At 55.9% G+C, this 22,097-nt stretch carries 19 protein-coding genes; 4 read left to right on the top strand and 15 right to left on the bottom strand.

Annotation, left to right across the window (positions count from 1 at the left end):
• The first annotated feature begins 13 nt into the window (after positions 1-13).
• Positions 14-1,219 carry a hypothetical protein gene (locus tag ABEA18_RS08560; RefSeq protein WP_345448869.1) on the top strand — a complete coding sequence of 402 codons (1,206 nt, stop codon included), beginning with the start codon at positions 14-16 and terminating at the stop codon, positions 1,217-1,219.
• Positions 1,220-1,253: 34 nt separating this feature from the next.
• Here ABEA18_RS08560 and ABEA18_RS08555 read toward each other — a convergent pair whose 3' ends face one another.
• The 9 genes from ABEA18_RS08555 to ABEA18_RS24625 all read right to left on the bottom strand — a co-directional run bounded on the left by ABEA18_RS08555 (position 1,254) and on the right by ABEA18_RS24625 (position 12,307).
• Positions 1,254-1,856 carry an arsenate reductase/protein-tyrosine-phosphatase family protein gene (locus ABEA18_RS08555; RefSeq protein WP_345448867.1) on the bottom strand — a complete coding sequence of 201 codons (603 nt, stop codon included), beginning with the start codon at positions 1,854-1,856 and terminating at the stop codon, positions 1,254-1,256.
• Positions 1,857-2,175: 319 nt separating this feature from the next.
• Complete coding sequence (locus ABEA18_RS08550; protein ID WP_345448865.1) at positions 2,176-2,790, bottom strand: LPXTG cell wall anchor domain-containing protein; 615 nt, start codon at positions 2,788-2,790, stop codon at positions 2,176-2,178.
• A gap of 186 nt (positions 2,791-2,976) precedes the next feature.
• On the bottom strand, positions 2,977-4,860 hold the full coding sequence (locus ABEA18_RS08545) for a DUF4012 domain-containing protein (RefSeq protein ID WP_345448863.1): 1,884 nt from the start codon (positions 4,858-4,860) through the stop codon (positions 2,977-2,979).
• A gap of 2 nt (positions 4,861-4,862) precedes the next feature.
• A complete protein-coding gene (locus ABEA18_RS08540; RefSeq protein WP_345448861.1) occupies positions 4,863-6,176 on the bottom strand; it encodes a UDP-glucose dehydrogenase family protein in 1,314 nt (437 codons plus the stop codon).
• A gap of 40 nt (positions 6,177-6,216) precedes the next feature.
• The gene (locus ABEA18_RS08535) at positions 6,217-7,653 is read right to left on the bottom strand and encodes a sugar transferase (RefSeq protein ID WP_345448859.1); all 1,437 of its coding nucleotides are present in this window, start codon (positions 7,651-7,653) and stop codon (positions 6,217-6,219) included.
• 39 nt (positions 7,654-7,692) lie between these two features.
• Entirely contained in the window at positions 7,693-8,667 is a 975-nt protein-coding gene (locus ABEA18_RS08530; RefSeq protein ID WP_345448857.1) for a GDP-L-fucose synthase family protein, read from the bottom strand.
• Positions 8,667-9,695 carry a GDP-mannose 4,6-dehydratase gene (gmd, locus tag ABEA18_RS08525; RefSeq protein WP_345448855.1) on the bottom strand — a complete coding sequence of 343 codons (1,029 nt, stop codon included), beginning with the start codon at positions 9,693-9,695 and terminating at the stop codon, positions 8,667-8,669. The genes ABEA18_RS08530 and gmd overlap by 1 nt, the downstream gene beginning before the upstream one ends.
• Before the next feature lie 432 nt (positions 9,696-10,127).
• Positions 10,128-11,594, bottom strand: coding sequence for an oligosaccharide flippase family protein (locus ABEA18_RS08520; RefSeq protein ID WP_345448853.1), 1,467 nt, complete (start codon positions 11,592-11,594; stop codon positions 10,128-10,130).
• A complete protein-coding gene (locus ABEA18_RS24625; protein WP_425550504.1) occupies positions 11,591-12,307 on the bottom strand; it encodes an alpha-1,2-fucosyltransferase in 717 nt (238 codons plus the stop codon). Before ABEA18_RS24625 ends, ABEA18_RS08520 begins: the two co-directional genes overlap by 4 nt.
• 485 nt (positions 12,308-12,792) lie before the next feature.
• Here ABEA18_RS24625 and ABEA18_RS08515 point away from each other — a divergent pair, with 485 nt between their 5' ends.
• Positions 12,793-13,416 carry an acyltransferase gene (locus ABEA18_RS08515; protein WP_345448851.1) on the top strand — a complete coding sequence of 208 codons (624 nt, stop codon included), beginning with the start codon at positions 12,793-12,795 and terminating at the stop codon, positions 13,414-13,416.
• Positions 13,417-13,457: 41 nt separating this feature from the next.
• Positions 13,458-14,585 carry a glycosyltransferase family 4 protein gene (locus tag ABEA18_RS08510; RefSeq protein WP_345448849.1) on the top strand — a complete coding sequence of 376 codons (1,128 nt, stop codon included), beginning with the start codon at positions 13,458-13,460 and terminating at the stop codon, positions 14,583-14,585.
• A 543-nt stretch (positions 14,586-15,128) separates the two neighbouring features.
• On the opposite strand, the gene ABEA18_RS08505 is transcribed toward ABEA18_RS08510, so the two are convergent.
• From ABEA18_RS08505 to ABEA18_RS08485, 5 genes are all read right to left on the bottom strand, one after another.
• Positions 15,129-15,983 carry a glycosyltransferase family 2 protein gene (locus ABEA18_RS08505; RefSeq protein ID WP_345448847.1) on the bottom strand — a complete coding sequence of 285 codons (855 nt, stop codon included), beginning with the start codon at positions 15,981-15,983 and terminating at the stop codon, positions 15,129-15,131.
• Complete coding sequence (locus ABEA18_RS08500; protein ID WP_345448845.1) at positions 15,980-17,110, bottom strand: glycosyltransferase family 4 protein; 1,131 nt, start codon at positions 17,108-17,110, stop codon at positions 15,980-15,982. The genes ABEA18_RS08505 and ABEA18_RS08500 overlap by 4 nt, the downstream gene beginning before the upstream one ends.
• 2 nt (positions 17,111-17,112) lie before the next feature.
• On the bottom strand, positions 17,113-18,249 hold the full coding sequence (locus tag ABEA18_RS08495; RefSeq protein WP_345448843.1) for a glycosyltransferase family 4 protein: 1,137 nt from the start codon (positions 18,247-18,249) through the stop codon (positions 17,113-17,115).
• Positions 18,246-19,037 carry a WecB/TagA/CpsF family glycosyltransferase gene (locus tag ABEA18_RS08490; protein WP_345448841.1) on the bottom strand — a complete coding sequence of 264 codons (792 nt, stop codon included), beginning with the start codon at positions 19,035-19,037 and terminating at the stop codon, positions 18,246-18,248. The genes ABEA18_RS08495 and ABEA18_RS08490 overlap by 4 nt, the downstream gene beginning before the upstream one ends.
• Positions 19,038-19,251: 214 nt before the next feature.
• Complete coding sequence (locus ABEA18_RS08485) at positions 19,252-20,769, bottom strand: tyrosine-protein kinase domain-containing protein (RefSeq protein ID WP_345448839.1); 1,518 nt, start codon at positions 20,767-20,769, stop codon at positions 19,252-19,254.
• Positions 20,770-21,213: 444 nt separating this feature from the next.
• Between ABEA18_RS08485 and ABEA18_RS08480 the strand changes: the two genes are divergently transcribed.
• Positions 21,214-21,345: a hypothetical protein gene (locus ABEA18_RS08480; RefSeq protein WP_345448837.1), complete on the top strand. Its 132-nt coding sequence runs from the start codon at positions 21,214-21,216 to the stop codon at positions 21,343-21,345.
• 231 nt (positions 21,346-21,576) lie between these two features.
• Here ABEA18_RS08480 and ABEA18_RS08475 read toward each other — a convergent pair whose 3' ends face one another.
• Positions 21,577-22,041, bottom strand: coding sequence for an Lrp/AsnC family transcriptional regulator (locus ABEA18_RS08475; protein ID WP_345448835.1), 465 nt, complete (start codon positions 22,039-22,041; stop codon positions 21,577-21,579).
• Positions 22,042-22,097 lie beyond the last annotated feature (56 nt).

Genomic DNA, 22,097 nt, shown 5'->3' with positions numbered 1-22,097 from the left:
TCCCTGGAGCACCTTGTCAGTTGCTTCAGCGGTTCTCCTGTTCATTGCAATGTACAAACATCGGAAAGAGCTTGCTGCGGCAGATTTCCCGGACCAAACATTTTGGTCGAGCGAAGACAAGCGATTGCTTGCTCCCAATTCGCGATTCCGTGTCGAGGAGTACTCGAAAGAAATATTTGTTTATGACCTGCGGATCAGCCAGCTGATCCGCACGGGTGACCTTAAGGCGACCCTTTCGAAGCAAAGCTATGTTCTCCCGCCGAAGATTCGAAACATTGGCAACCTGTATGTCTTCAAGGAGCTGAAGAAGAAAAACCGGGTTCTCTACAACGACAAGATGGTCGGCTGGAACACTGATGTCGGAACCACGAGTGACCACACCCTTGTGCGAGTCGAGATGCAACGGGGACGATATTTTCCCCATCTGGCATCGGATGAGTTTGCAGAGAAGGAGCCTACGAAAAATGGCGAGGATGTGCCGGGCACTGGGCGACAGCTCTTCGTATCCAAAAATGGACAACTCCGCGATCTGGGAAAGTCATGGCTGTTCAATGGGGTCGGAACCTCAACTCTAGCCTTCACGTCGGACGGCAAATTGGTGGTTATTAAGCAGTCCGAGGCAAACGCAAACAACCCGGGATTCTCCGCGCCAAGTGGCTCAGGGGGTCTTGAACCGAAGGACTTTCGCGGGCAGACGGAAATTCCGCTGCGAGACTTGGCAGCGAATGGCGGTAACCGGGAACTTGGGGAAGAAAGTAATGTTCAGGACGAAGAGGTTGTAGATAGCTACTTTCTCGGGTTCGGCAGATGGCTGCAGAAGGCAGGCAGGCCTGAGCTGTACACCCTCACGTTCCTTTCGATTGATTCTGACACCTTGGATCAGCGCCCCATTCCGAGAAAGGACAAGCGGTTCGTAAAAGACCGCGTGCTCGCCGAATTGGTTGGAGATCCCTCTTCTTGGGACCCTTCGCAACCTGAGGCAATGCTCATTCCAAAGCTCCGCCAAAGGATGTCTTTGCCTCTTGCGGCGTCGCTCTCACTTCTCGCGCGGGTGGCTCAGGATCCAACGACTGAGGCGTATGAGCGCTTCCATGCAGTGTATGCGCAGCGCTCTCTTGCTGCTAAGAGCGATGTTAGTGACGTCGAAACCGGGATGGGTTGGGTTACTGACGGCATGGTTGCAGGCCATACTCGAGTCCAACCAGACGAAGTGATATGAGCTACATCGCCGGCGCAGTACCTCAATACTCGCATTAGGACGGCTGCATGCTTAGCCGGGCATAGCGGAGAATCCTGAGGATGGCCGGAGCCAGCTCGTCTTCCATCCGCAGGTACGCCTCGGCGCCCTGTTTGTAGGGGTCGGCGACGTCGTTGTCCGAGGATTTCGCCGCAAGGACGAGGTGGCGCACGGAGGATGCCCGTGCCGGCAGTTCTCGCCATAGTTGGGTGTAGTCAGAGCCCGACGGCGATGCGTCGCCTCGTTCTTCAAGGGCGGTCACCATCCGTGCGAACTCGCGGATGGTGAACGTCCGTTTGAGCAAGGAGGCGTCCAACTGCAGAACTTCCCCGCGATGGTGGGACGCCATGGTGAGTACCAGGTCCGATTCCCTCAGGATCTTCTGAGTGAGCTGGCGCGCGGCAAAGTCTTCGGGGGTGCCGCCGTATGTGCGGATGATGTCCGCTGACAGCGGCTGGATGGGGCTGCCCACCATGGCGCGGGTGCCGGCGCTGCGGACTTCGAAGCTGCCGGGGAGGACCTGGTCCAGGCCTGCCTGAAGCAGGCGTTCGGCTACGGGGGAGCGGCAGATGTTGCCGGTGCAAACGGTCAGTATCCGGATGGGTTGGGGCGATTCCAAAGGTATAGCTCTTTCACTAGCTGGCAGGCGCGCGTGACACCTGTGTTTTTCAAGTTAACACGAGAGTCATAATCACGTGTGCCGCATGAGTGCGAAAGCAGCCACGCCGAAGGAAACCGCGGCCAGCAGGATCAGAAATATGATCGGCCAGGCCGCACTCGGAATCGCCGGAATTCGTGGAATCGTTGGCAACCCCACTCTGAAGCTCAGCCGCTTGCGGCGTCGCCAATGTCTCCCCATGTTCATAAATTACCGTATGCGCAAACAAGGAGGGGTTGTTTCCGGATCACCGGAAACAACCCCTCCTTTTGTTTAGCGTTTAGGCTGTTGCTGCGGTTTCGTTCTTTGCGCGGCGGCGGGCCACCACTACAGAAGTCGTACCGGCTACGAGGGCGCCAGCGCCAACCAAGCCCCAGAGAATCAGGCTGGAGTCCACGCCGGTGTTAGCCAAGCCGGTACCACCGGTGTTGGCCAGTGCTGCGCCGCCGGTGTTAGCGAGGCCCGCGGCCGGCGCCGCCGCAACGACGGTTGCCGTGACGGTGTGCTGGGATTGTGCGCCCACTGCGGTCAGCTGGTAGGTACCCGCTTCGGTGAGCGTGACCGGCACAGCGAAAGCGCCGTTGGCGTCGGCAGTCGTATTCACTTCGGTCGGAGCGAGCGAAAGCGAGCTGCCAACTGCCATGACTGCAGCACCTGCACCGGGCGCTGCTGCGCCCTGCGGCCCGCCGGGTGCGATGATAACGATGCTGATGTGGATGATTTCGCCGGGCTTGAAGCCGGTGCCTGAGAAGGTAATGGTTGCACCGGGTGTGACGATGGAACCTGAGACGGCCCCATGGTCGACCGGTGCGGGGTATTCAACGGCCATTGCCGGCGCCGAACCGACGAGCGCGATGCTGCCCGCAAGCGCGAGCACTGCAAGTGTTTTCTTCAATTTTTGTCCCCCTGAGACCTTTGGTACGTACTTGAGACCTGATACGAAATTCATTGTGATGATGTGATTTCATCCACCACGAACACGTGAACTGAAATCTGAGACCTACCCAAGAGAGAAGCTACCATCCTAAGGGTACTTAGAGCAAAGTAAATCCAAACTCGTTACAAAGGGTTAACACCCCGTCTATCCCGTGGCTCCACAGCTTGCCGATTGAGGTGGGAGTACCACCTTGTCCACGGATTGGATGGTTGGTGTTACCACTACTTCGGGCTGGCTGTGCTGGACGATTTTGATAAAAGTGAATTCGATCGTGCTGCTCTGTCCTGGAGCCAATTGTTCCGAGAGGATGCCAACGGGCCGGTCGTCGTGGCGTTGCGCACCAAAGGGGACCATTTTCCCGTCCTGCATGGCGGTCTCCACGTAGGCTTGGGCAGGACCATAGGCGATGATGTTGGTCTGGACTGACCCGGCGGGGACCCCGTAGGTTCCTCCAGCAGTGACGTATTTTGGCAAGGAAGTTGCTGCGTCAGCAGGCGCGGTGTTCGTGCTGGTGATCCGCACCTTGACTGTTCCATAGCCATCTACGGGACACTGCGTAACTAGCTGGACGGTGCGTTTGACGTAGTAATCCATTTTTGCCCCGGTGCCGTCATTGAAGTAGGCGCCGAATTGGGCAGCGGGCACACTCGGACCGGAAATGGATCCGCTGAGCGAATACTTGCCGAGAACCGATTGTTCGTCGGTGTCTGCGGACCAGAGCAGGACCCGGTGCTCTTCTACGCCTTTCCCTACGCCGGCAAGGAGGCTTTTTGCCTCGCCTTTGCCGGAAGACAGGGCACCGAAGACTCCCTTGGCCACCATCGCAAAGTAGGCGTCTTGTGCCTTTGGATCTTTTATTTGTGCGTAGACGTCGGAGAGTAGGGTCTTTACCACGTTCTTGCCGGAAAGCTGGCTCGGAAGTCTCCCTTCGGTCAGGGCAAGCATCTGAGGGTCTTGGAGGCTGACAGGCCCCGTGGCGTCCAAGATGTAGCCCAGAGCCACAGGATCGATCGAAATTGCTCCATCCAACTGTTCACCCTTCTTCTGTGCCCACATCTTCAACGCCGTGGCGGCTGCCGTAGGGAAATCTGGGGTGAAGTTGACGTCCTGCATGAAAGTGCCCATACGGTCGGTGTAAATGCGTTGCTGCTCGTCATCCACCGATACCGGGGGATTGAAACGGCCAAGTTCCGTAGCACTGGTTTCGGCGGAAAGGCTGATTTTTCCTTTGTCCGCGGTAAGGACCACCAGGGCACCTGGGATACCGCCCGTAGCTCGGGCCTCGGCGTTGTTCTGGACGAGCAGCAGGTAGTGCCGCGGCTTGTCAGAGCCCAGCATGGCCGGAGTTAGGCCTGCCGCGTCGGACGCCGTGTCCAGCTCATTCACAACAGAGCTAAGTTGTTGTCTGGCCTCTGTCAGCGGCCCTGCGATCTGGGGGAGCAGTCCGCTGGCATCGATACCATTCAGGCGCTGGGCAGAGGCGCGCACGGCTTGAGCGGCGGAGGACACTGCGGGGGCGGCCTTGCGGATTGGTTCCAGGTCAGTGCCGCCGGCGCTCGGCATCAGCTTGTCCCATTTCAGGGAAGCGTAGACCTTCACAAGGGGAGTGACGCCCAGCGTGGCTACGTCGTCAGCTGAGCGGGCTATTTCGGCAGTGGCGGAGAAATTCGCGCCGAGCCACGGGGTGGCCGCGGCCAAGGACCAGAGCGGATCGGACGCGGCGTCGCGGGCGGTCGCGGTGTGGTGTCGAAGCTCGTCGGCAACAGCAGCGGCATCTGCGGGGAGGTCCTGGAGGATGTCTTCTTTGAGTTTGGGCACCAACTGCGTGGATGCTTCAAGCTCGGTCTTGATGGTGGAAGCCTTAACTCCGAGCCACAGGGCGCAGGCGCCGGCGACCACCAGGCAGGCTCCAAGGCAAATTCCGGCGGTCAACAGGCGACGACGGCGATTGCTTTGTTGCGATTTCCCGTTGGCCCTGCGAAGCTCGGGTTTGTCCGGGTAGGTTTTGGACAGTTCGTTTTCCGTCACGCCTATGGCCTTCCGAGTCCGCGGTACTGCCATCCGGCAGCACGCCATTTTGCGGGGTCCAGTACATTTCGTCCGTCCAGGATCCGGAGTCCCGCGACGCTGTTGCTGACCTCAAATGGGTCGAGCTCTTTGTATTGCTGCCATTCGGTGAGCAGGAGCAGTGTATCGGCTCCCGCCATGGCTGTATCCAGGTCGGCCTCGTACTGCAGTTCAGGAAATCGCTTGGCGGCGTTTTCCAAGGCCTTCGGGTCGGAGACCGTCACGACGGCGCCCTGGAGTTGGAGCTGTGCGGCGATGCTGAGAGCAGGGGAGTCCCGGACGTCGTCGCTTTCCGGCTTGAAGGCGGCACCCAGTACTGTGATGCGCTGTCCCAGGAGGCTCCCACCGCAAAGTTCGCGGGTGAGCTCAACAACCCGCGTTCGGCGGCGCATGTTGATCGAATCCACCTCTCGCAGGAAGGTCAGCGCTTGGTCGGCTCCGAGTTCGCCCGCCCTGGCCATGAAGGCCCGGATATCCTTAGGGAGGCATCCCCCGCCAAAACCGATCCCGGCGTTCAGGAATTTCCGGCCGATCCTGTCGTCCATTCCGATGGCGTCCGCAAGCCGCGTCACGTCCGCGCCCGCCGCCTCGCAAACCTCGGCCATGGCGTTGATGAAGGAGATTTTAGTGGCCAGGAATGAGTTTGCTGCTGCCTTGACGAGTTCGGCAGTCGGGTGGTCGGTCACCAGACGCGGGGTTCCTGTGGAGAGCGGAACGGCATAGACCTCGTCCAGAACAAAAACGGCAGCGTGATCTTCGGAGCCGTCGGCGACGCCATAGACCAAGCGGTCCGGGGAAAGCGTGTCTTTGACGGCGTGGCCTTCACGCAAGAACTCGGGATTCCAGACAAGGTGCGCGCCGGGTTCTCTTTCAACCAGGATGTTGGCCAGGCGGGAGGCGGTCCCCACCGGAACGGTGGACTTGCCAACCACAATGTCGCCAGACCGGACGTAGGGAAGCAACTCTGCCATTGCGGCGTCCACATAGCGGAGGTCCGCGCCGTTTTCTCCCTTCTTCTGGGGTGTCCCCACGCAGATGAAGTGGACGTCGCTCCCTGCGGCCGCGGACATGTCTGAGGTGAATGACAGCTGGCCAGTTTCCTGCACGTCTCGAAGGAGTTCATCCAAACCAGGTTCGAAGAACGGGGCGCGAGCAGCGGAGAGACTGCTGATCTTCTGCTCGTCCACGTCGATGCCAACCACCTCGTGGCCAAGCTTCGCCATGCAGGCGGCATGCACAGCGCCCAAGTAGCCGCAGCCGATGACTGAAATGCGCATTGTGTTGCCTTCCCAGGGGGTCGTTTCTGCGTAAAAGGTATTAGAAAGCGCCATGTCCGGTAAGGACAGCCCTGGCCGTTCGGAGCAAGATGATGAGGTCCCCGGCTAGCGACCAGTTTTCCACGTAGTAGAGATCCAAACGGACGGAGTCTTGCCAGGAAAGATTGGATCTTCCGCTGACTTGCCATAGCCCGGTAACTCCCGGTTTGACCAGAAGGCGTCGTCGCACATCTTGTTCGTAGACTGCTACTTCGCTGGGAAGTGGGGGGCGTGGGCCCACCAAGCTCATGGAACCGGACAGAACATTGAACAGCTGCGGTAGTTCATCCAGGCTGTATCTGCGAAGGAAGGCCCCTGTGCGGGTGATGCGCGGATCGTTCCGGATCTTGAAGAGCAAACCGTTCCCTTCATTCCGGTGGGCAAGTTCGGTGAGTCTCGCCTCCGCGTCTATCACCATGGAGCGGAACTTGAGCATCCTGAAGTGAGCACCTTCAAACCCAACACGATCTTGGCGGAATAGTATGGGGCCGCGGCTGTCGAGCTTCACCATCAAGGCCAGGACGGCGAACAATGGTGAAAACAAAACAATCAGGCTAGCCGAGACTGCGATGTCGAGGAGCCGTTTCGCGACGCGTTGACCCGCTTCGAGCGTGGGAGTCGTGACGTGAATTAGGGGAAGCCCTGCAACTTGCTGAGTGTGAATACGAGGTCCCGCGATGTCTGTGAGGGCCGGGGCCAAAATCAGCCCTACATTGCGGTCAGCCAATTCCCAGCCAAGCTGGCGGAGAGTTCGAGGATTCAGCTGAACGCCCGCGGTGATGGCTACCGCGTCAGCTTTGCACTGATCGATAGCCTCAAGAATTGCCTGTGTTTGCGGCTCATGGCCGAGCAAGGGCAGGCCAGCGTTGGTCAGTTCATTCGAGGACGACTGGTCGCCCGGCGTATATGCAGCAACCGGGACGTAACCAGCGTGCTTTTCGCGCACGAGAGTCGCCGCTAGGTGGACAATTCCACCGGAACCGCCAATCAACATGAGCCGCGACATGCGTCGGCCTTTCTGCCTGTGGACGCTTAGATGTTGGCGGAGGAGCCAACGCGCCAGCAGCAGTCCAGCTAGCCCGGCCGGCAGAGCAATACCGACGTATCCGCGGGCGGTATCCACCCGGAAGACGTAAGAGAAAATGGCGACAAAACCGAACAGCCAAAGGGACGCGGCGGCTACGCGCTTGTACTCATCAGGTCCGGAGCCGAGGATTCGGCTTTGCCTCGTGCTCCAAGCCCCAAGCATGAGCCACCAGGTAATGGCCAAAATAATTGACAGCCAGACATAACTGGAATCTTGCCCGGAAATGGTAAAAGTGGAGTCCAACCCGAATCTTATGCTGTAGGCACCAGCCACAGCCCAGAGAATGACAAAGGCGTCAACTATTCGAAGAGTGCGCGATGTGCGCACCCTCCAATTTGCCTCCTGACTCAAAGAGTCCCCCCATTTCAACTTGAGCGCTGCTCGGACTTCTCAGCTACGGATTTCGGCCAAATTTGACCTGTACCAGTCCACGGTGGCCCTGATTCCTTCTTCCAGACCAATGGAAGCAGACCACCCGGCTTTCGAGAGTTTGGAAACGTCGAGCAGTTTTCGTGGCGTGCCGTCGGGCTTGGACGTGTCCCATTCGATGGCCCCGGAAAATCCGACAGAGTCCGCAACGATCTCTGCCAGTTCCTTGATGGTTACATCCGTCCCAGTGCCTACATTTACTTGTTCGGGGCCGTCGTAGTTCTCCAGGAGATGAAGGCAAGCGGCGGCCATGTCGTCCACGTGCAGGAATTCACGGCGTGGCGACCCGCTGCCCCAGTTGGTGACCACTGGGGTACTGGACTTGGCCGCTTCGTCGTAACGACGAATCAGCGCGGGCAAAACGTGTGAACCTTCCGGCGAGAAATTATCGCCAGGCCCGTAGAGGTTTGTGGGCATGGCTGATATCCACGGGAGCCCGTACTGCCGGCGAACTGCCTGCACCTGCATGATGCCTGCGATTTTCGCGATCGCATAGGCGTCATTGGTCGGTTCAAGGTGACCTGTGAGTAACGAGTCCTCGCGGATTGGTTGCTCTGCGAACTTCGGATAGATACAGGATGACCCAAGGAAGAGAAGCCGTTCGACACCATGCTCTCGGGCCGCGTCCAGAACATTCACTTGGATACGCAAATTGTCGCTGAGGAAGTCCACAGGATAGGTGTTGTTGGCTAGAATACCGCCCACTTTCGCGGCTGCCAGCACCACATAGCGAGGATTGCTCCGCGCAAAGAACTCGAAGACAGCATTCCGGTCCTTGAGGTCGAGCTCGGCCGACGACTTGCCCACAAGCTGTTTGAACCCTTCGGTTTCCAGCTTGCGCCAAATAGCGGATCCCACAAGGCCGCGGTGCCCGGCTACATAGAAGGTGGAGTCACGGTCGAGGCTGCCCGGCGTGAATGAGATTGGCTCTGACATCAGTTCTTCCAACTGTCGAGATCGACTCCATCGATCCAATCATTGCCCGCGTGCTTCAAAGCCTCGATATCGGCGTCCACCATAATTCGAGCCAGCTCCGGGGTGTGGACCGTTGCCTTCCAACCAAGTTTCTCTTGTGCCTTCGACGCATCACCCACCAGGGCGTCTACTTCGGTTGGGCGCAAATAGCGCTCGTCAAAGCGCACGTGGTCTTCCCAATTCAGGCCAGCGTGCTCAAAGGAGATTTGGAGGAAGTCACGGACGGTGTAGTTACCGCCGGTTGCGAGAACAAAGTCGTCCGGTTCGTCAACTTGGAGCATGCGCCACATGCCCTCCACATACTCGGCTGCGTATCCCCAGTCGCGTACAGCGTCAAGGTTGCCCATGAAGAGGACATCCTGTTTGCCCGCCTTGATGGCGGCGACCGCCCTGGTGATCTTCCGGGTTACGAAGGTTTCGCCGCGGCGGGGCGATTCGTGGTTGAAAAGAATGCCGTTGACGGCAAAAATTCCATAGGCCTCACGGTAGTTCTTTGTTACCCAGTAGCTGTACACCTTGGCTGCGCCGTAAGGAGAGCGAGGGTAAAACGGAGTCTCTTCGTTCTGTGGAGGCGGCGTGGCACCAAACATCTCTGAGGAAGACGCCTGGTAGAACTTGGTTTCAATACCAGACATTCGGACGGCCTCCAGCAGGCGAATGGTGCCAATACCCGTCGTGTCTCCAGTGTGTTCCGGCTCGTCGAAAGATACACGCACGTGGGACTGCGCAGCAAGGTTGTAGACTTCATCGGGCCGGATTTGAGCCAGGAGAGTCACGAGACGTGCTCCGTCGCTGAGATCCCCATAGTGGAGGAACAGCTTTGCCTTCGCGTCGTGCGGGTCCACATACAAATGGTCGATCCGTGCAGTATTGAAGGTTGATGCCCTGCGGATCAGTCCGTGGACCTCGTAGCCTTTGCTCAGCAGTAATTCCGCCAAGTAGGACCCATCTTGTCCTGTAATCCCTGTAATCAAGGCGCGTTTCGACATTTGTCCCCCTCGTTCTTGGTACAGGCCCCAAACCCCTGCACCTTTATGATCAACTCGCGATGCGATCCTATCGGATCCAACCGCGACTTCAGTCCTCATTACGGACAAGTAATGGTCCGTCCCCCAGTACGCGCGGAGAGGATCTATCTTCCGGATGTAGCTGCCGACTCACTTTCGAGCGATCGCGCAGATGGGCAAGCGCACCAGTTCGTGACTAAGTGAGCATAAACCGGCCGTACGCCTTTCGGTGCCGGAGCCACCGGATTCGGCTGATAGTTTTTGCAAAAATAGACGTGTTGTTCATTTTTCTCGGACTCCGACTGGGCGCTAACTAGTACGCTGGCTACTTGTTCTAGGCTATTTCCGAAATGGGTCGATTCGAAATCTTGATACGAGTATCTGGGCCTAGATTGACTCTAAGATCGACTCGGTCTAGGTCATTGCCTTGATAGGAGATCTGCTTGGGAGGCGGTTTTTCAGTATGCGCCGTGCTCTATTGAATCGGAAAGTCACAAGCCATACCCCAGCAGATATAAGAAAACCCAGAGTGAGGTGAGTCGCTGCCGAGTTGGCAAATAGGGTGAGGTGGTTGCTCCTAGCAATCTCTGCGGCTGCCCATCCGAGACCACAGATGATCAGCGCCCAACCGATCTGCTCACTGATCCCCAGTATTGTCGATTTCATCGCACGTCTGGAGTACCAAGGCAACCTAATGATTAGCGTCGCTATTCCGCAAAACTGGGAGAGAGCCATGGCAGCGCAGGCCCATATGGGCTCGCCTGAAAAATAGAGAACGACCAGTCCGGGAGCTAGCCCCACGGCCATGGCAATCTGCGCAAATCGAACCGGTTTGAATAATCCCCTCATCTCAGCGCTGTTGGCTACGACTGTAAACGGAATCGAAAGCCCGTAGGAGACCGCAAGCAAAGGTACCAGGTTTGCGCTCTTGGACCAGTTTGGTCCCAGCCAAAGAAGTATGATTGCAGGCGCATGCGCAACAAGGAGACCGAATAGAGGAAATGCCAATGCTGAGGCAAGTATTGCAGAGTCAACCATTGCTCTGTCGCCACTCGAACCTTCGTTCAATTTCCGCCAATGGGGTTGAAGTGCCCTGTTGATGGAAGTTGACATAGCTGTTGCAGGCATTCCAGCCAAAGTCGAGGCCCTCGAAAAATGGCCAAGACTCTCGGTTCCCGCGCGGGAGCTAATGAGCCAACTGGGTAGCTGCTGAAGTACAAGGAAGACAACGTTCTGGAGCGTTATTTTTCTGGAGAAGGACAATAATTCTCGGATTGACACCTTCTTCTCGACAGGAAGTTGGGCCTTGTTTAGAAGACGACACAGGACGAAAAGCGCGACAGGATAGATGGCGGTGGCCAATCCTAAAGACCACGCCTCGCCACGTAGACCAATTACGACAGCTGCAGTTCCATTCGCCGTGATAAAGGCACCTAAAAGACTCGTGGCATCGAGACGGGAGCGGCCTTCTCGTCGCATGATGGCAGATTCAACAGCCGCTATTGGAGCCAGCCCTTGCGCCACAGCCAAGATGGGAACAAATACTGAACCACCAGAGGCGCGAAGGAGATGCAGCCAAGGAGCGCTGACCGCCAAGAACACCAACGAGGACACCGCACCTCCAGCCAGCGCCCACCAGCGAATCTGTCGCGCAAAACTCTTGGACAAGGATTGCTGTTTCAGCGCGAACGAAGGTAATCCAGTTGTCGTCATTAAAGTGATTAGTCCTTGAAGGCTCAAAGCCGCGGCAAAGGTACCGAAAACCTCGGGAGGGAAGGCACGCGCGGTTAAGGCTGCATAGAGAAACTGGCCCAGACTTGTGAGCACCTGTGCAACGAGCATCCATTGAACACCACGGGCCGCAAGCGCAAAGGTGCTCAAGATTGCGTCTCGTCGCTGGCAACAACGCCGTAGTGGATCAGATCCGTGGTCATCACTCTGAGCATTGCCCGGTGTCTGAGATATTCAAGCAATGCGGACGACCAAACTGGCTTCATAGAGTGAGCGTGGCCTCGATGGAACGAAGAAGGGTTATGGATTGATCGTCGTAGCGAGTTTTGCGTCGGACCTCCTCCTTCATTCAAGGCTTCATGGCCCCATATGCTTAGCCACCCACCGCTCTCCCCCAGCTGATCTCTGTGCCAGATGTATGGAGCGTCACTTAGGAACGCAGCGAGCATCGAGAAGCTACTCACGCTGGAGATCAGAACGTCACAATTCGCTAGTATCGCTAGGTCGGAAATCGAAGATGTTCCTATGACGTGAGGTTCAGTGCGTCCCAGTGATATCGAATCGGCGATTGCGGCCTGGTTTCCGTCGGTTGCGAGGAACACTTCGATAGGCAGGTCGAGTGAACTCGTAAGCGTCTCCAATTGTTTTCTATACCACTCAATAGGCAGTACTTGGTTGAATACACTCTGTTCGACAGAATCTCCCTGTTGGAAATCTCCCCCCCGAACATGAACGGCGACTCTGACTGCGGGATTTTCTGTGAGGTCAAGTCCATCGAGCGCTTGGATTCCTTCATTGGAACCCAAAATGGAGTTTCGAAGGAACGACCTGGCCCGTCGTATTGCTAGGTAACCACCCGACATCCCAGAAGAATGGACGAGCACGGGGCGCCGACGGTCGATATACCTAGCCTGAAGACTTTGGATCGCGTCAAAGTAATCTGTTATCGCTGCCGAGTGGTACAGATCGGACGTAATTTCGAACCCCGGCAGGGCTTGTGCTGCCAAGTATCGAACCGACCCCCCAAAGTTGCCGCCCAAATATCGATCGTAACGTCTCGGGTTCAGGCGCCACGCTGGCTCGACGCAAACAAGGTTAAGTGCTCGGGCGCCCAAGTACGCCTTGGCCCACGGAAAAATCTCGTTTCCAAGCCCTGCGCCTCGAGGTGAGATCTGCCTGCCAACTGACCACCGCAAAGTATCTGCCTCCCCTAGTAGATCCAGCGCATGAGCCGGCTTTGATGCATAGACCAAGTTGCTAGCCGCCCTAGGATGCCACGGGCGCGAGCAGCTCGTCTGGACAAAGTATACTTGCCGCGTTAACGGTGCATATTCGGGGGTTGTTGTCCATGCAGGATGCTATAAAGGTGATTTTGGGTCCATCCGTTCGGCGCATCCGCGAGCTCAAACGCGAAATTAGGGTCCTCGATCTCCGCGCCAGAGGCGTGGAGATCCAAGACGACGTTAACGTCTACGGTAAAGTCGTCATCAGTCGGGCACGGGGCAGCAGAATCTTGATCGCAGACCGTGTGATCTTCAATTCCTCCGTAGCGCGCAACACATTGGAGGCAAGAGGCCCTAACATCCTGAAGACTCTAATGTCAGCGGCCCGAATCGAAGTGGGCACAGATTCTGGACTGACAAGTGCGACAATCAGCGCGGCGTGCAGTATCCGGGTGGGGCAGCGAGTGCTTATCGGAGCGGGAACCCTAATTACGGACTCGGACCACCATGTTGTATCTCCGAGGGACCCAAGTCTCCGGAGGCATGCTGCGTTCCCGGAACCGCGACCCGAGCACGCTGTGAGCATCGAGGACGATGTCTTTATCGGTGCCAGATCTATGGTGCTCAAAGGTGTCACTATAGGCAGAGGGTCGGTGATTGGGGCCGGCTCCGTCGTGAGCCGGAGCATCCCAGAAGGCGTGATTGCCGCTGGGAACCCGTGCCGCCCTCTTAGAGCTTTGGAGGTGTAACCGCTGTGCGGATTGCTGTTTGCGGGCCGGCCACGCTTTCAATGCTTGAGGAATTCGTTGACGGTTCTATTAGCACTCGCGGATATCCTTTCCCTGGGACTTCTGAGCTCATTATCGAGTACATAAATAATGGTCATTATGTAGTCCTCATAACAACCGCCACCGATGTTACTGAGTCTATTTCACTCAAAGGGCCCATGCTTGAAATTATGATCGTTCCCTCACGTATCCGTGCTCGCTCGCGCGCCCTAGATTTGTTCGCCGCGGAACGCGCGGGTGTAAAAAAGGCAATACTCAATTCAAATGCCGATGTTGTTCACGCGCACTGGACTTATGAATTTGGGATCGCTAGCCGTGCTTCCAAGATTCCAACCCTAGTTACCGTACATGATTGGGGGCCTGCAATTGCGCGCCATAATAGGCATTTATACTGGTACATACGCGCCGCAATGCAGGTGTGGTGCCTATTGATACCTGGAGAATTGTCGGCGCCAACATCTTATTTAGCCAAAAGAGTAACAAAAATTTATAGACGTAAATGTAGTGTGATCCCGAATGGGGTTGATTTAAGCGGGCGCATCGAGCCAGACTTGGGTAGGACAGCAGGATCTGTCGGAATGCTAAATGTTGGTTTCACCGCCGGGAAAAACGTCCGGTCGGCTTTAATGGCGTGGCGTCTCGTGCAGAAGACTCATCCGACGACTACCCTCCATCTCGCCGGACCAGACTACGCAGTCGGCGGCCCCGCCCACGCATGGGCTATAAAACATGGTTGCGAGGAGGGTGTCGTTTTCGAAGGACCAATCGATCCTAGAGAGCGTTCAGCGTGGTATCGAGACAAGGAGATATTTCTCCACACAAGCCGTGAAGAGTCATTCGGTCTAGTTCTAATCGAAGCAATGGCTGCAATGACTCCTGTGATCGCAGGAAAGTCGTCTGGAGCTGTGCCAGAAATCACGCTAGGCGCCGCCCGATTGATCGACATAGATAATCCCAAGGAAATAGCCTCACATCTCGTGCAGTTGCTTGAAAGCACCGATGAGAGAAGTCGCCTTTCGTCACTTGGTTCCGCGGTCGCTAAGCAGTATGATCGAACCGCCGTGGCGAAAAATTACTTGTCCATTCTTCATGATCTTTCAAGCAAACCTCTTTCAGGGCCCTCCGCATAACTTGATTCAAGTCTAGTTCCTGACATGCCTTTGCATGGGCCCTTCAAATGAGACTCGTGAGCGTATTCGAGACATCCATTGCTGAGGAATTCGAGCCTGATGGAGATTGCTCAGAAAGTGCATTGCCGCGTCGTTTTTTTCGTCGAGCGGAAGGCACCTTCCTGACTGCCGGGTACTGTCGTTCGGGCGGATGCCCGGTCCACGGAGTGCGGGACACCCAATGCAGTGGAGAAACTTTGAGGCGTGGTGCGGATGCGGCAGCTGGCCTATCTGGAAAGGAGCGTCTGCGGCAGTGGGTCGTTCACATTAGTGACGAAAATCCCGCTGCGTTTCCTCGGGACCAGCCGCCACTGTCCGGCATTACTACCAGCCGGCTGGCGGACTTCCCAGGCTCTCCGTCGGTAGGTTTGAACGGATTCCGCGTCTTGAAAGATTGGAACGCCTTCGGCACCAATATCCAGTTGATTTTCCGTTCCTTGGCGCTGAGTAGAATTCTTTAAGGAACGCGCCGGGCTACACCGGAAACTATTAATAGGGGTGGAATTAATTGAAACGCGAGCCCAGCACCCTGGCGAGTATCTGACGAAGCCACCACAGCGAATAGGTGGTTGCAATGTAGGCTGGCCAAGCGCGAGGGCTTATACGTTTTAGAATACGAGTTAACGATCTAAAATTTCCGCCGCCTTTTATGCCGGTAAACTTCCTCCAATCGGTTAGTATCGATTCGCGCGAAGGGGGAGTATTTATCGGACAGGTTCCGAATGTGCCCGGGGCCAACCATACCGAGACGCCTATCCGGTTGGCTCTCAACCCGTAGTCGATATCGGCAAACGCATGCGAAAATCCGCCGTCAATTCCGGCTAATTGTCGAGCCTGCTTCACTGGAACAATAACCACATTCCCATTGAAGGATTCAACGCCAACCAACTGCATGGCGTCGGGAGCCACCCTCCCGAAACTCAGAGGGTGCCAGCCTGCCCTGCGAAGTCCTGAATACGTTACCACCCCTGAGTTTGGATCTCTAACGGCGCCGACAATGATACTCGACTCATTGTCGATAAGAATAGACTCGAAGCGCTGGAGAGCATCCACATCGAGTTCAACATCGTCGTTCAGCCAAAGTATGTAGTCCGAGTCCTCTACATCGGGTCGACTTAATACGGCGCTCTCAGCGCTTGCCATCCCTGCAGCCCAGAACGCTGAACCAGACCCTTGAATTGTCGTTGCATTTTTGAAGTTGAGTCGTACCTCCTCAGCCGTTCCATCGGTAGAACCATCGTCAAAGAGTACAATGTCTGTATCGAATGAACTCTCGGCGCCGGCGACGGCGAGACTTTGAAGGCACTGCAGTGTGAGCCGCCGCCGATTGTGACTGGCAACGATTACGTGTAATTTCAATTTCGACCTCCGACCTCAAGGGCTCTGGATATGCCCTCAAAGTATCTCTGAGACATTGCTTCGATCGAGTAGTCGGCTTCTTTCGCCTGGCAATTGTTTTGCAGAAACCCGAGTCTGGCTGTGTCATTCATCAACCCCAGCAAACTTTCTCCATATATCCGAGAGTCGTCTTCTGTCGTTAGGCTATCAATCCCCGGCAAAAGGTACTCAAACTCCGGTGCATGCCACGGCCAATCGGTAGTGACAATGGGGCGACCGGCCGCGAAGCTGTCTACGGCAATCAACCCCACACGACCCGGCATAGCGATAACCTTTGCTGACAGCAGTGCTCTTGTTTTTTCGGCACCGAAAAGCGCTCCTGCATAGACAACTGCATCGGAGGTTTCAGCCGCCTTTTCGATCAGCGGACGTTGGACTCCGTCGCCGACGACGAGCAGCCGAAAGCTGGGATCGAGGGAATGAGCCACCTCAGCAGCCTCAAGCAGAAACGGAATGCGCTTAGATTCGTCTAGACCTCCCACGAAGACGGCCACATTGTCTGTAAGTCCGCGAGTATCCCTGAAATGAGCCAATTCCGTAGAGGATATCGTTGCGGATTTTTGAACTATCATCTTCGTATCAACCGAGTTTCGCAGAACGGTTACCCTGGTGGACGGTACGCCCAAATTTTGAACAGAATGTCCGCCGGATTCGGTATACGCAAAAAACCAGTCGCAACGCCTAGTTAGCAGGCTGTTAAGATAAGCTTCGATTCGGGACGTGCTTTTCACATAGTCTTTGCCGTGGCCCCAAAGAGCAACCATTGATGAGCGTCGGTTCGGCAAAAGCATTCGATAGGCATCGAGATTTCTGCGCGCTTGTTCGAGAATCACCAAATCGGCATCTTCCAAATAATGGCCTATTTGACGAAAAACCATTCTTCTGCCCGCAAAACGAAGTTCCCGTTGTCTAATGGGGCGAACAAAGTCGGCAGGTGATGTATCACCCCTAAGGGCTTGACTTCCCTTGGGGCTTCCGGCCGCCACGCAAATGGATATGCCGTTTTCCTCACCTAGGCGAATCAGTTGTCTAAAAAGTGGTTCGCGGTAAGTTGGTACATACTCTTGTAAAATAACAACACGCTTCACTACTACCGCCTGTCAAGAACGTCGGAATACAAACTCGAAATGCCGCCCACCCAACGCTCATTTGTAAACGTTTCGCGATAATGATCATATGCCCGATTCGTGTATACTTGGTGTCGAGATTCGACTTTGTTTAACGCGACCGCTAAGTCCGGCCATTGAGAGAAGGTTTCACCTGAACCGCTTTGGTCAATGTCGTCCGCAGCACCGTTTCCAGAGAAGGCTACAACTGGGCGGCCGGCGGCTAAGGCTTCGACGTATGTGAGTGGGACCGCTCCCTCCGCGCAAAGACTCGGAAATACAAGGCCCTGCGAATCGGCTAGAATCGCCGGAATCTCCCCTCGCGAGACTCTACCTTCGAAAATAATATTGGGTTTGGCCTGGTCGGCCGCAATGGATATCAAAGGGCCATCACCAAACACGCGCAGCGTCTTGTCATCTGGCCAATGCTGAATTAGGGCTTCGATTCCTTTTTCTTTTGTGAGGCGACCCAAGTAGATCCAGTCCTTACCCGGTCGAGAGTCTGGCATAAATTCATCGCCGTCGACAAAATTAGGAATAATGCGCACCTTTTCAAGACTAAGGCCAGCATCGCTATACATTCGCTTCGATCGTTCTGACAGTAGAATCAACTTATCCGCACGGGCAAGGAGCTTGTCTCCGTTGACACCGTTTCGGTTGCGTATTGCAAGTGGAATCGAGGCTATTCGGGAGCCCCTATAGCATCCGTTTAATACTGCGTGATGCGACCCCAGATCAGGGCACAAGGTGCAGGTGTCCGAACCGCGAAAAAGAATTCCTGATGCGCACACCGGCCGAAAGTTATGAAGGGTCGCCACAATTGGACCATTCCACTGGGTCAGCCATTGAGTGGAGTAGTTTGGAAATAGATTGTGAACATGTACGATATCCGGCCTGAAGTCCGAAAGCTCTTTCAGCGGCGAGGCGCCGCCGCCGGATATTACATTTTTCGCCGTTAGGATCGGGTAGAGCGGAGACTGGGCGAGTTCGTCGGTCCGGACCCCGATCAGTCTGACCTCAAAACCAGCGGCGGCCAAGGCGGCGACCTGGGCCGCTACCACAATATTCTCTCCGCTGGGAGACTTGTTTGAATAGAAGCTGTGGACCACTGCGATCCTCATGATGATCGACCATTTCTTAGGGTTGCCCGAAGAAATTCGAAGTTTCCAAAAAGGTAACGGCGCCATAGCCTCCTAGGCTCAGACAGCAGCCTAAAGAGCCATTCAAAGCCGATCTTGCGAATCCAAACGGGCGCTTCCTTTTTTGTTCCGGCTACAAAGTCGAATGCCGCTCCGACGGCCACAGCGACAACCGGCAGACGGTTGGCAAGCCGTAGAACTTCAAAATCTTGTTTCGGAGTGCCAAGTCCGACCCAGACGATTTGAGCTTCGGAGTCGGAGATAAACTTGTCCTGGGCCGCAAGCTCCGATGGACTCTGGTCGCGAAATGGTGGGCTGAGTTGTCCGACAATTTCGATGCCTGGGTATCGAGACGTCAACTCTTCGTTTAGCTTCCGAAGGGTGTCGTTAGTAGAACCCAAAAGGAAATGCTTGACGTTTGAATTCCGGCCGATATCCATGACATTTCCGAACAAGGATGGCCCGCGGACTTGCCATAAAGGTCTTCCCTTCAGGTTGCTTATCCAGACAAGTGGCTTTCCATCCGGTAGGTTCCCGGAACTCCGCGCCAGGACGTCTGCATAATTACGGTCCCGCGCTGCCAGTGAAATTGTGTAGGCATTGACCAAATGTATACTAACGCCACTTTTGTTGCTTATGTTCGCCGCGAGAGTGCAAAGTTTAACGGCAGCGGCTTGGGGATGGCTAACCGCTATTTCTAGGCCGCCCAGCGGCACGTTCTCGAAAATCGAGTGTCCCTGCTGACTCTCATTACCTGAGGTGGCATCCACTGACTCTGGTTCTCCGATCTTCGGTCTGTCTTGCTTACGCACTAGGCGCGGGCACAATTCTTGAGTGCCGTGCAAGAGGGCTGGCGTCTCGTGTATTGAGATCTTCGCGGTGGACCTAGAAGAAAATTCGCTGCATCCAACTCGAACGGCGAGAGTACATCGCTGTAATGGGCATCAGTCAGTTAGGGCGCTCCCACTGTCCGCAGGTCGATTCCTATGACCGATAGATTCTGGAGGACGGAAAGGTGCTAGCGGGTCGCTGTTCGGCCTCAAGCTGCGATGGGTGCATCGTGTCGAATGAAACTTCAGAAGGAGGTGCTTGGGCGCTGTGCGTTTGCTCAACACTTCTTCGTTTCGAACCACTTAAAAGCTTCGAATGCGGTTCGTCGCTGCTGTAATAGGTGTAGGCGTAGGCGTCTGGACCCTTGGCGGGGAGACGATTCAGAATGATTCCGAGAACGCTTGAATCCACCATTTTGAGGGCAGCAAGGGATTTTGCAAGATCTTGAGAGCGTAGCTTCTGGGATCCGACGACTAGTACGACTCCGCCAACATGCTGAGACAGGACCGCCGCGTCGGTCACGGGGAGAAGCGGAGGAGCGTCAACGACAATAGTGTCGAAGGCTTCTTCAAGCCGCAGAATGAGATGCTTCATTTCACTTGAACCCAAAAGCTCGCTCGGATTCGGTGGGATCTGCCCTGATGTCAGTACATAGAGGTTGTCGTCGCCCCAGGGTTGAAGGAGATCCGTGACATCTGCGCTTCCGACCAAGGCCGTTGTTAGACCTGCACCACGCTCCAAACCAAGATATTCGTCGATCATTGGCCGGCGAAGGTCTGCGTCTATGAGGCAGACAGATTGCCCGGCTTGAGCCAAAGCGATTGCAAGATTCGTGGCTGTCGTACTTTTACCTTCGCCCGGGAGGGACGAAGTCACGAGAACGGTTTTCGCATGGCCTGACACGTTGGCGAACTGTAGATTCGTCCGAAGCTGTCGAAAAGACTCAGCCCTTGGGCTTTGCGGTCCTGTTTGTGTGAGTAAGGGCTTTCTGACAGCGTCCTGATCGAATGCTATGCCGCCAAGCAGCGGCGCGTCGGTGATGTGACGTAGTTCGGCCTCGCCACGAATCCTGCTGTCCATCGTAGCTCGAAGGATAGTCATTCCAACGCCGGCGGCAAGCCCCGCAATAAGTCCAATGAGGAGGGTCAACCGTGTGTTAGGGGCCGATGGCGTAGTTGGCGCTTCCGCTGGCTTAATAATTGACAGATTCACTGGTGAGGAGCCACCGGACCGCGGTTTTTCCAAAGTATCAACCGCTTTTATTAGGCTGGTGGCGACCCCTTGGGCCAAAGCCGCGGCCTGAGCCGGTGAATGGTCTGATGCTGAGATGCTGATGATTACCGTATTGGGATCCGACTTTGCCGAGACCTGACCGGCAAGTTGGTCGGCGCTTAGATTTAGGCCGAGTGAGTCGATCACGGGCTGAAGTACTACCGGCGATTCGACGGTTTTTACATACGACTGCACCCGCGACTGCGTGAAGGTATTTCCTTGCTGGAGCTCCTGGACGGAACCGGAGCTTTGGATGGCCACGAATAACTCAGTGTCAGCGGTGTAGGTTGGCGTCGTTAATATCGTCACAGCCCCACCGAGGAGAAGTCCGCCCAGCATTGCGGCTAGGACCAGAATCCAGTTGCGTCTCAGGATCCGCAAGTAGTCGCGTAGGTCCAACTTTGTCCCCCTGTGTCGAAATGTTGGAAGGGGAACCGTTGATTGCCCCCAAACTGGCGTTAGTCGTGCACTGAAGGCAGTCTACCGGCACTCGATTGTAATATTTTCCGTCTGCCGACATGGAGTCTCTGTAGATCAACGCGTTTGTACGAAAGACATACCTTTGAAAGCACCGCTCGAGCTCAGCAAGCTCGGGTCGGATTATTGCCTCTTGCGACGTTCCAAATACGTTGGTGTTCTTCTCTGCGGGCCGCTGTGCAGCGTGCCCAAGCCGGCCCTGGGACAATTTTGTCAGTGTCCTGTCGCTCTGGGCTCCCGCGAAGAGCGCCCAGCCGCGAAGGCTGCGGCAGGTCTTAGTGACTCTGGACGAGCACGTCGCGAGCCGTTCTTACATCTGCATCGGTATAGCCGATACTTCTTTTGGGAAGGTTCAGGAATATCAAAATGGAGGACGCTTTGCCCTACGTGGACATCAACCCGTACCGAAAGGCCAAACGGAGACGGTTCAAGTTCGGTGGCTTGATCGTCTTGTTATTGGTCACAGCCGGGGTCGTCTACCTGGCCCTAACTCGGTAGGTCTTAGATGTCCCTTGAGCGTTACGTCCAAGGCCTGACGATTATGCTGGCCGTTCTTGGAATCGTCGGCGCAGTTGGCGTGCTGATCCTCGCCCTTCAAATGCGTGGAAAGACCAGGCGGAGTCGTCCTGCTTGTTGCACTCCCTCGATGGCATGCGCCTGTCCGACGAGTTAGGTGGGAGGCCGAAAGGGCGAACGTAATATCTCAGTAACCGTGCCAACACTGGCGTCCTAGCGCGTATCCAGATCCTCAAACACCAGGAACGTCTGCGTATCCTGCACCCCTGGCATCGACTGCAGTTGATCAAAAATGACCCTGCGGAGGTGAATGTTGTCGGTGGCGCGGACCAACAGGATGACGTCGAAATCCCCGCCCACCAGCGCAATGTGCTGCACCTCCGGAATGAGCCGTAGCTCTTCGCGTAGTTCGCGCCAAGAGTGCTGCTGCACCTTGAGTGTGACGTAGGCCGATGACTTCAAGCCGGCCTTGATCGGGTCCACCAGTGCCGTGAACTTAGTGAGCACGCCTTCGCCCGTCAGTCGGGAAATTCTCGAGTACGCATGCGCGCGACTGATGTGTACATTCTCCGCCACCTGAGTAACCGACATCCGGCCGTCCCGCGTCAGCTCGGCAATGATGTCCCTGTCCACTTGGTCTAGAGGAACTTCTGCTTGGTCCGGTTCGACCTCGGCCATCGCATCTCCAATTCGTCCACAGTGTGGGCCCGTTAGCCAGCTCACATTTGCGATTT

Source organism: Arthrobacter gyeryongensis (assembly GCF_039543785.1).
Taxonomy (GTDB): domain Bacteria; phylum Actinomycetota; class Actinomycetes; order Actinomycetales; family Micrococcaceae; genus Arthrobacter; species Arthrobacter gyeryongensis.
The sequence above is the reverse complement of the archived record's forward strand: the minus strand, read 5'-3'. Positions and strand labels throughout refer to the sequence as shown.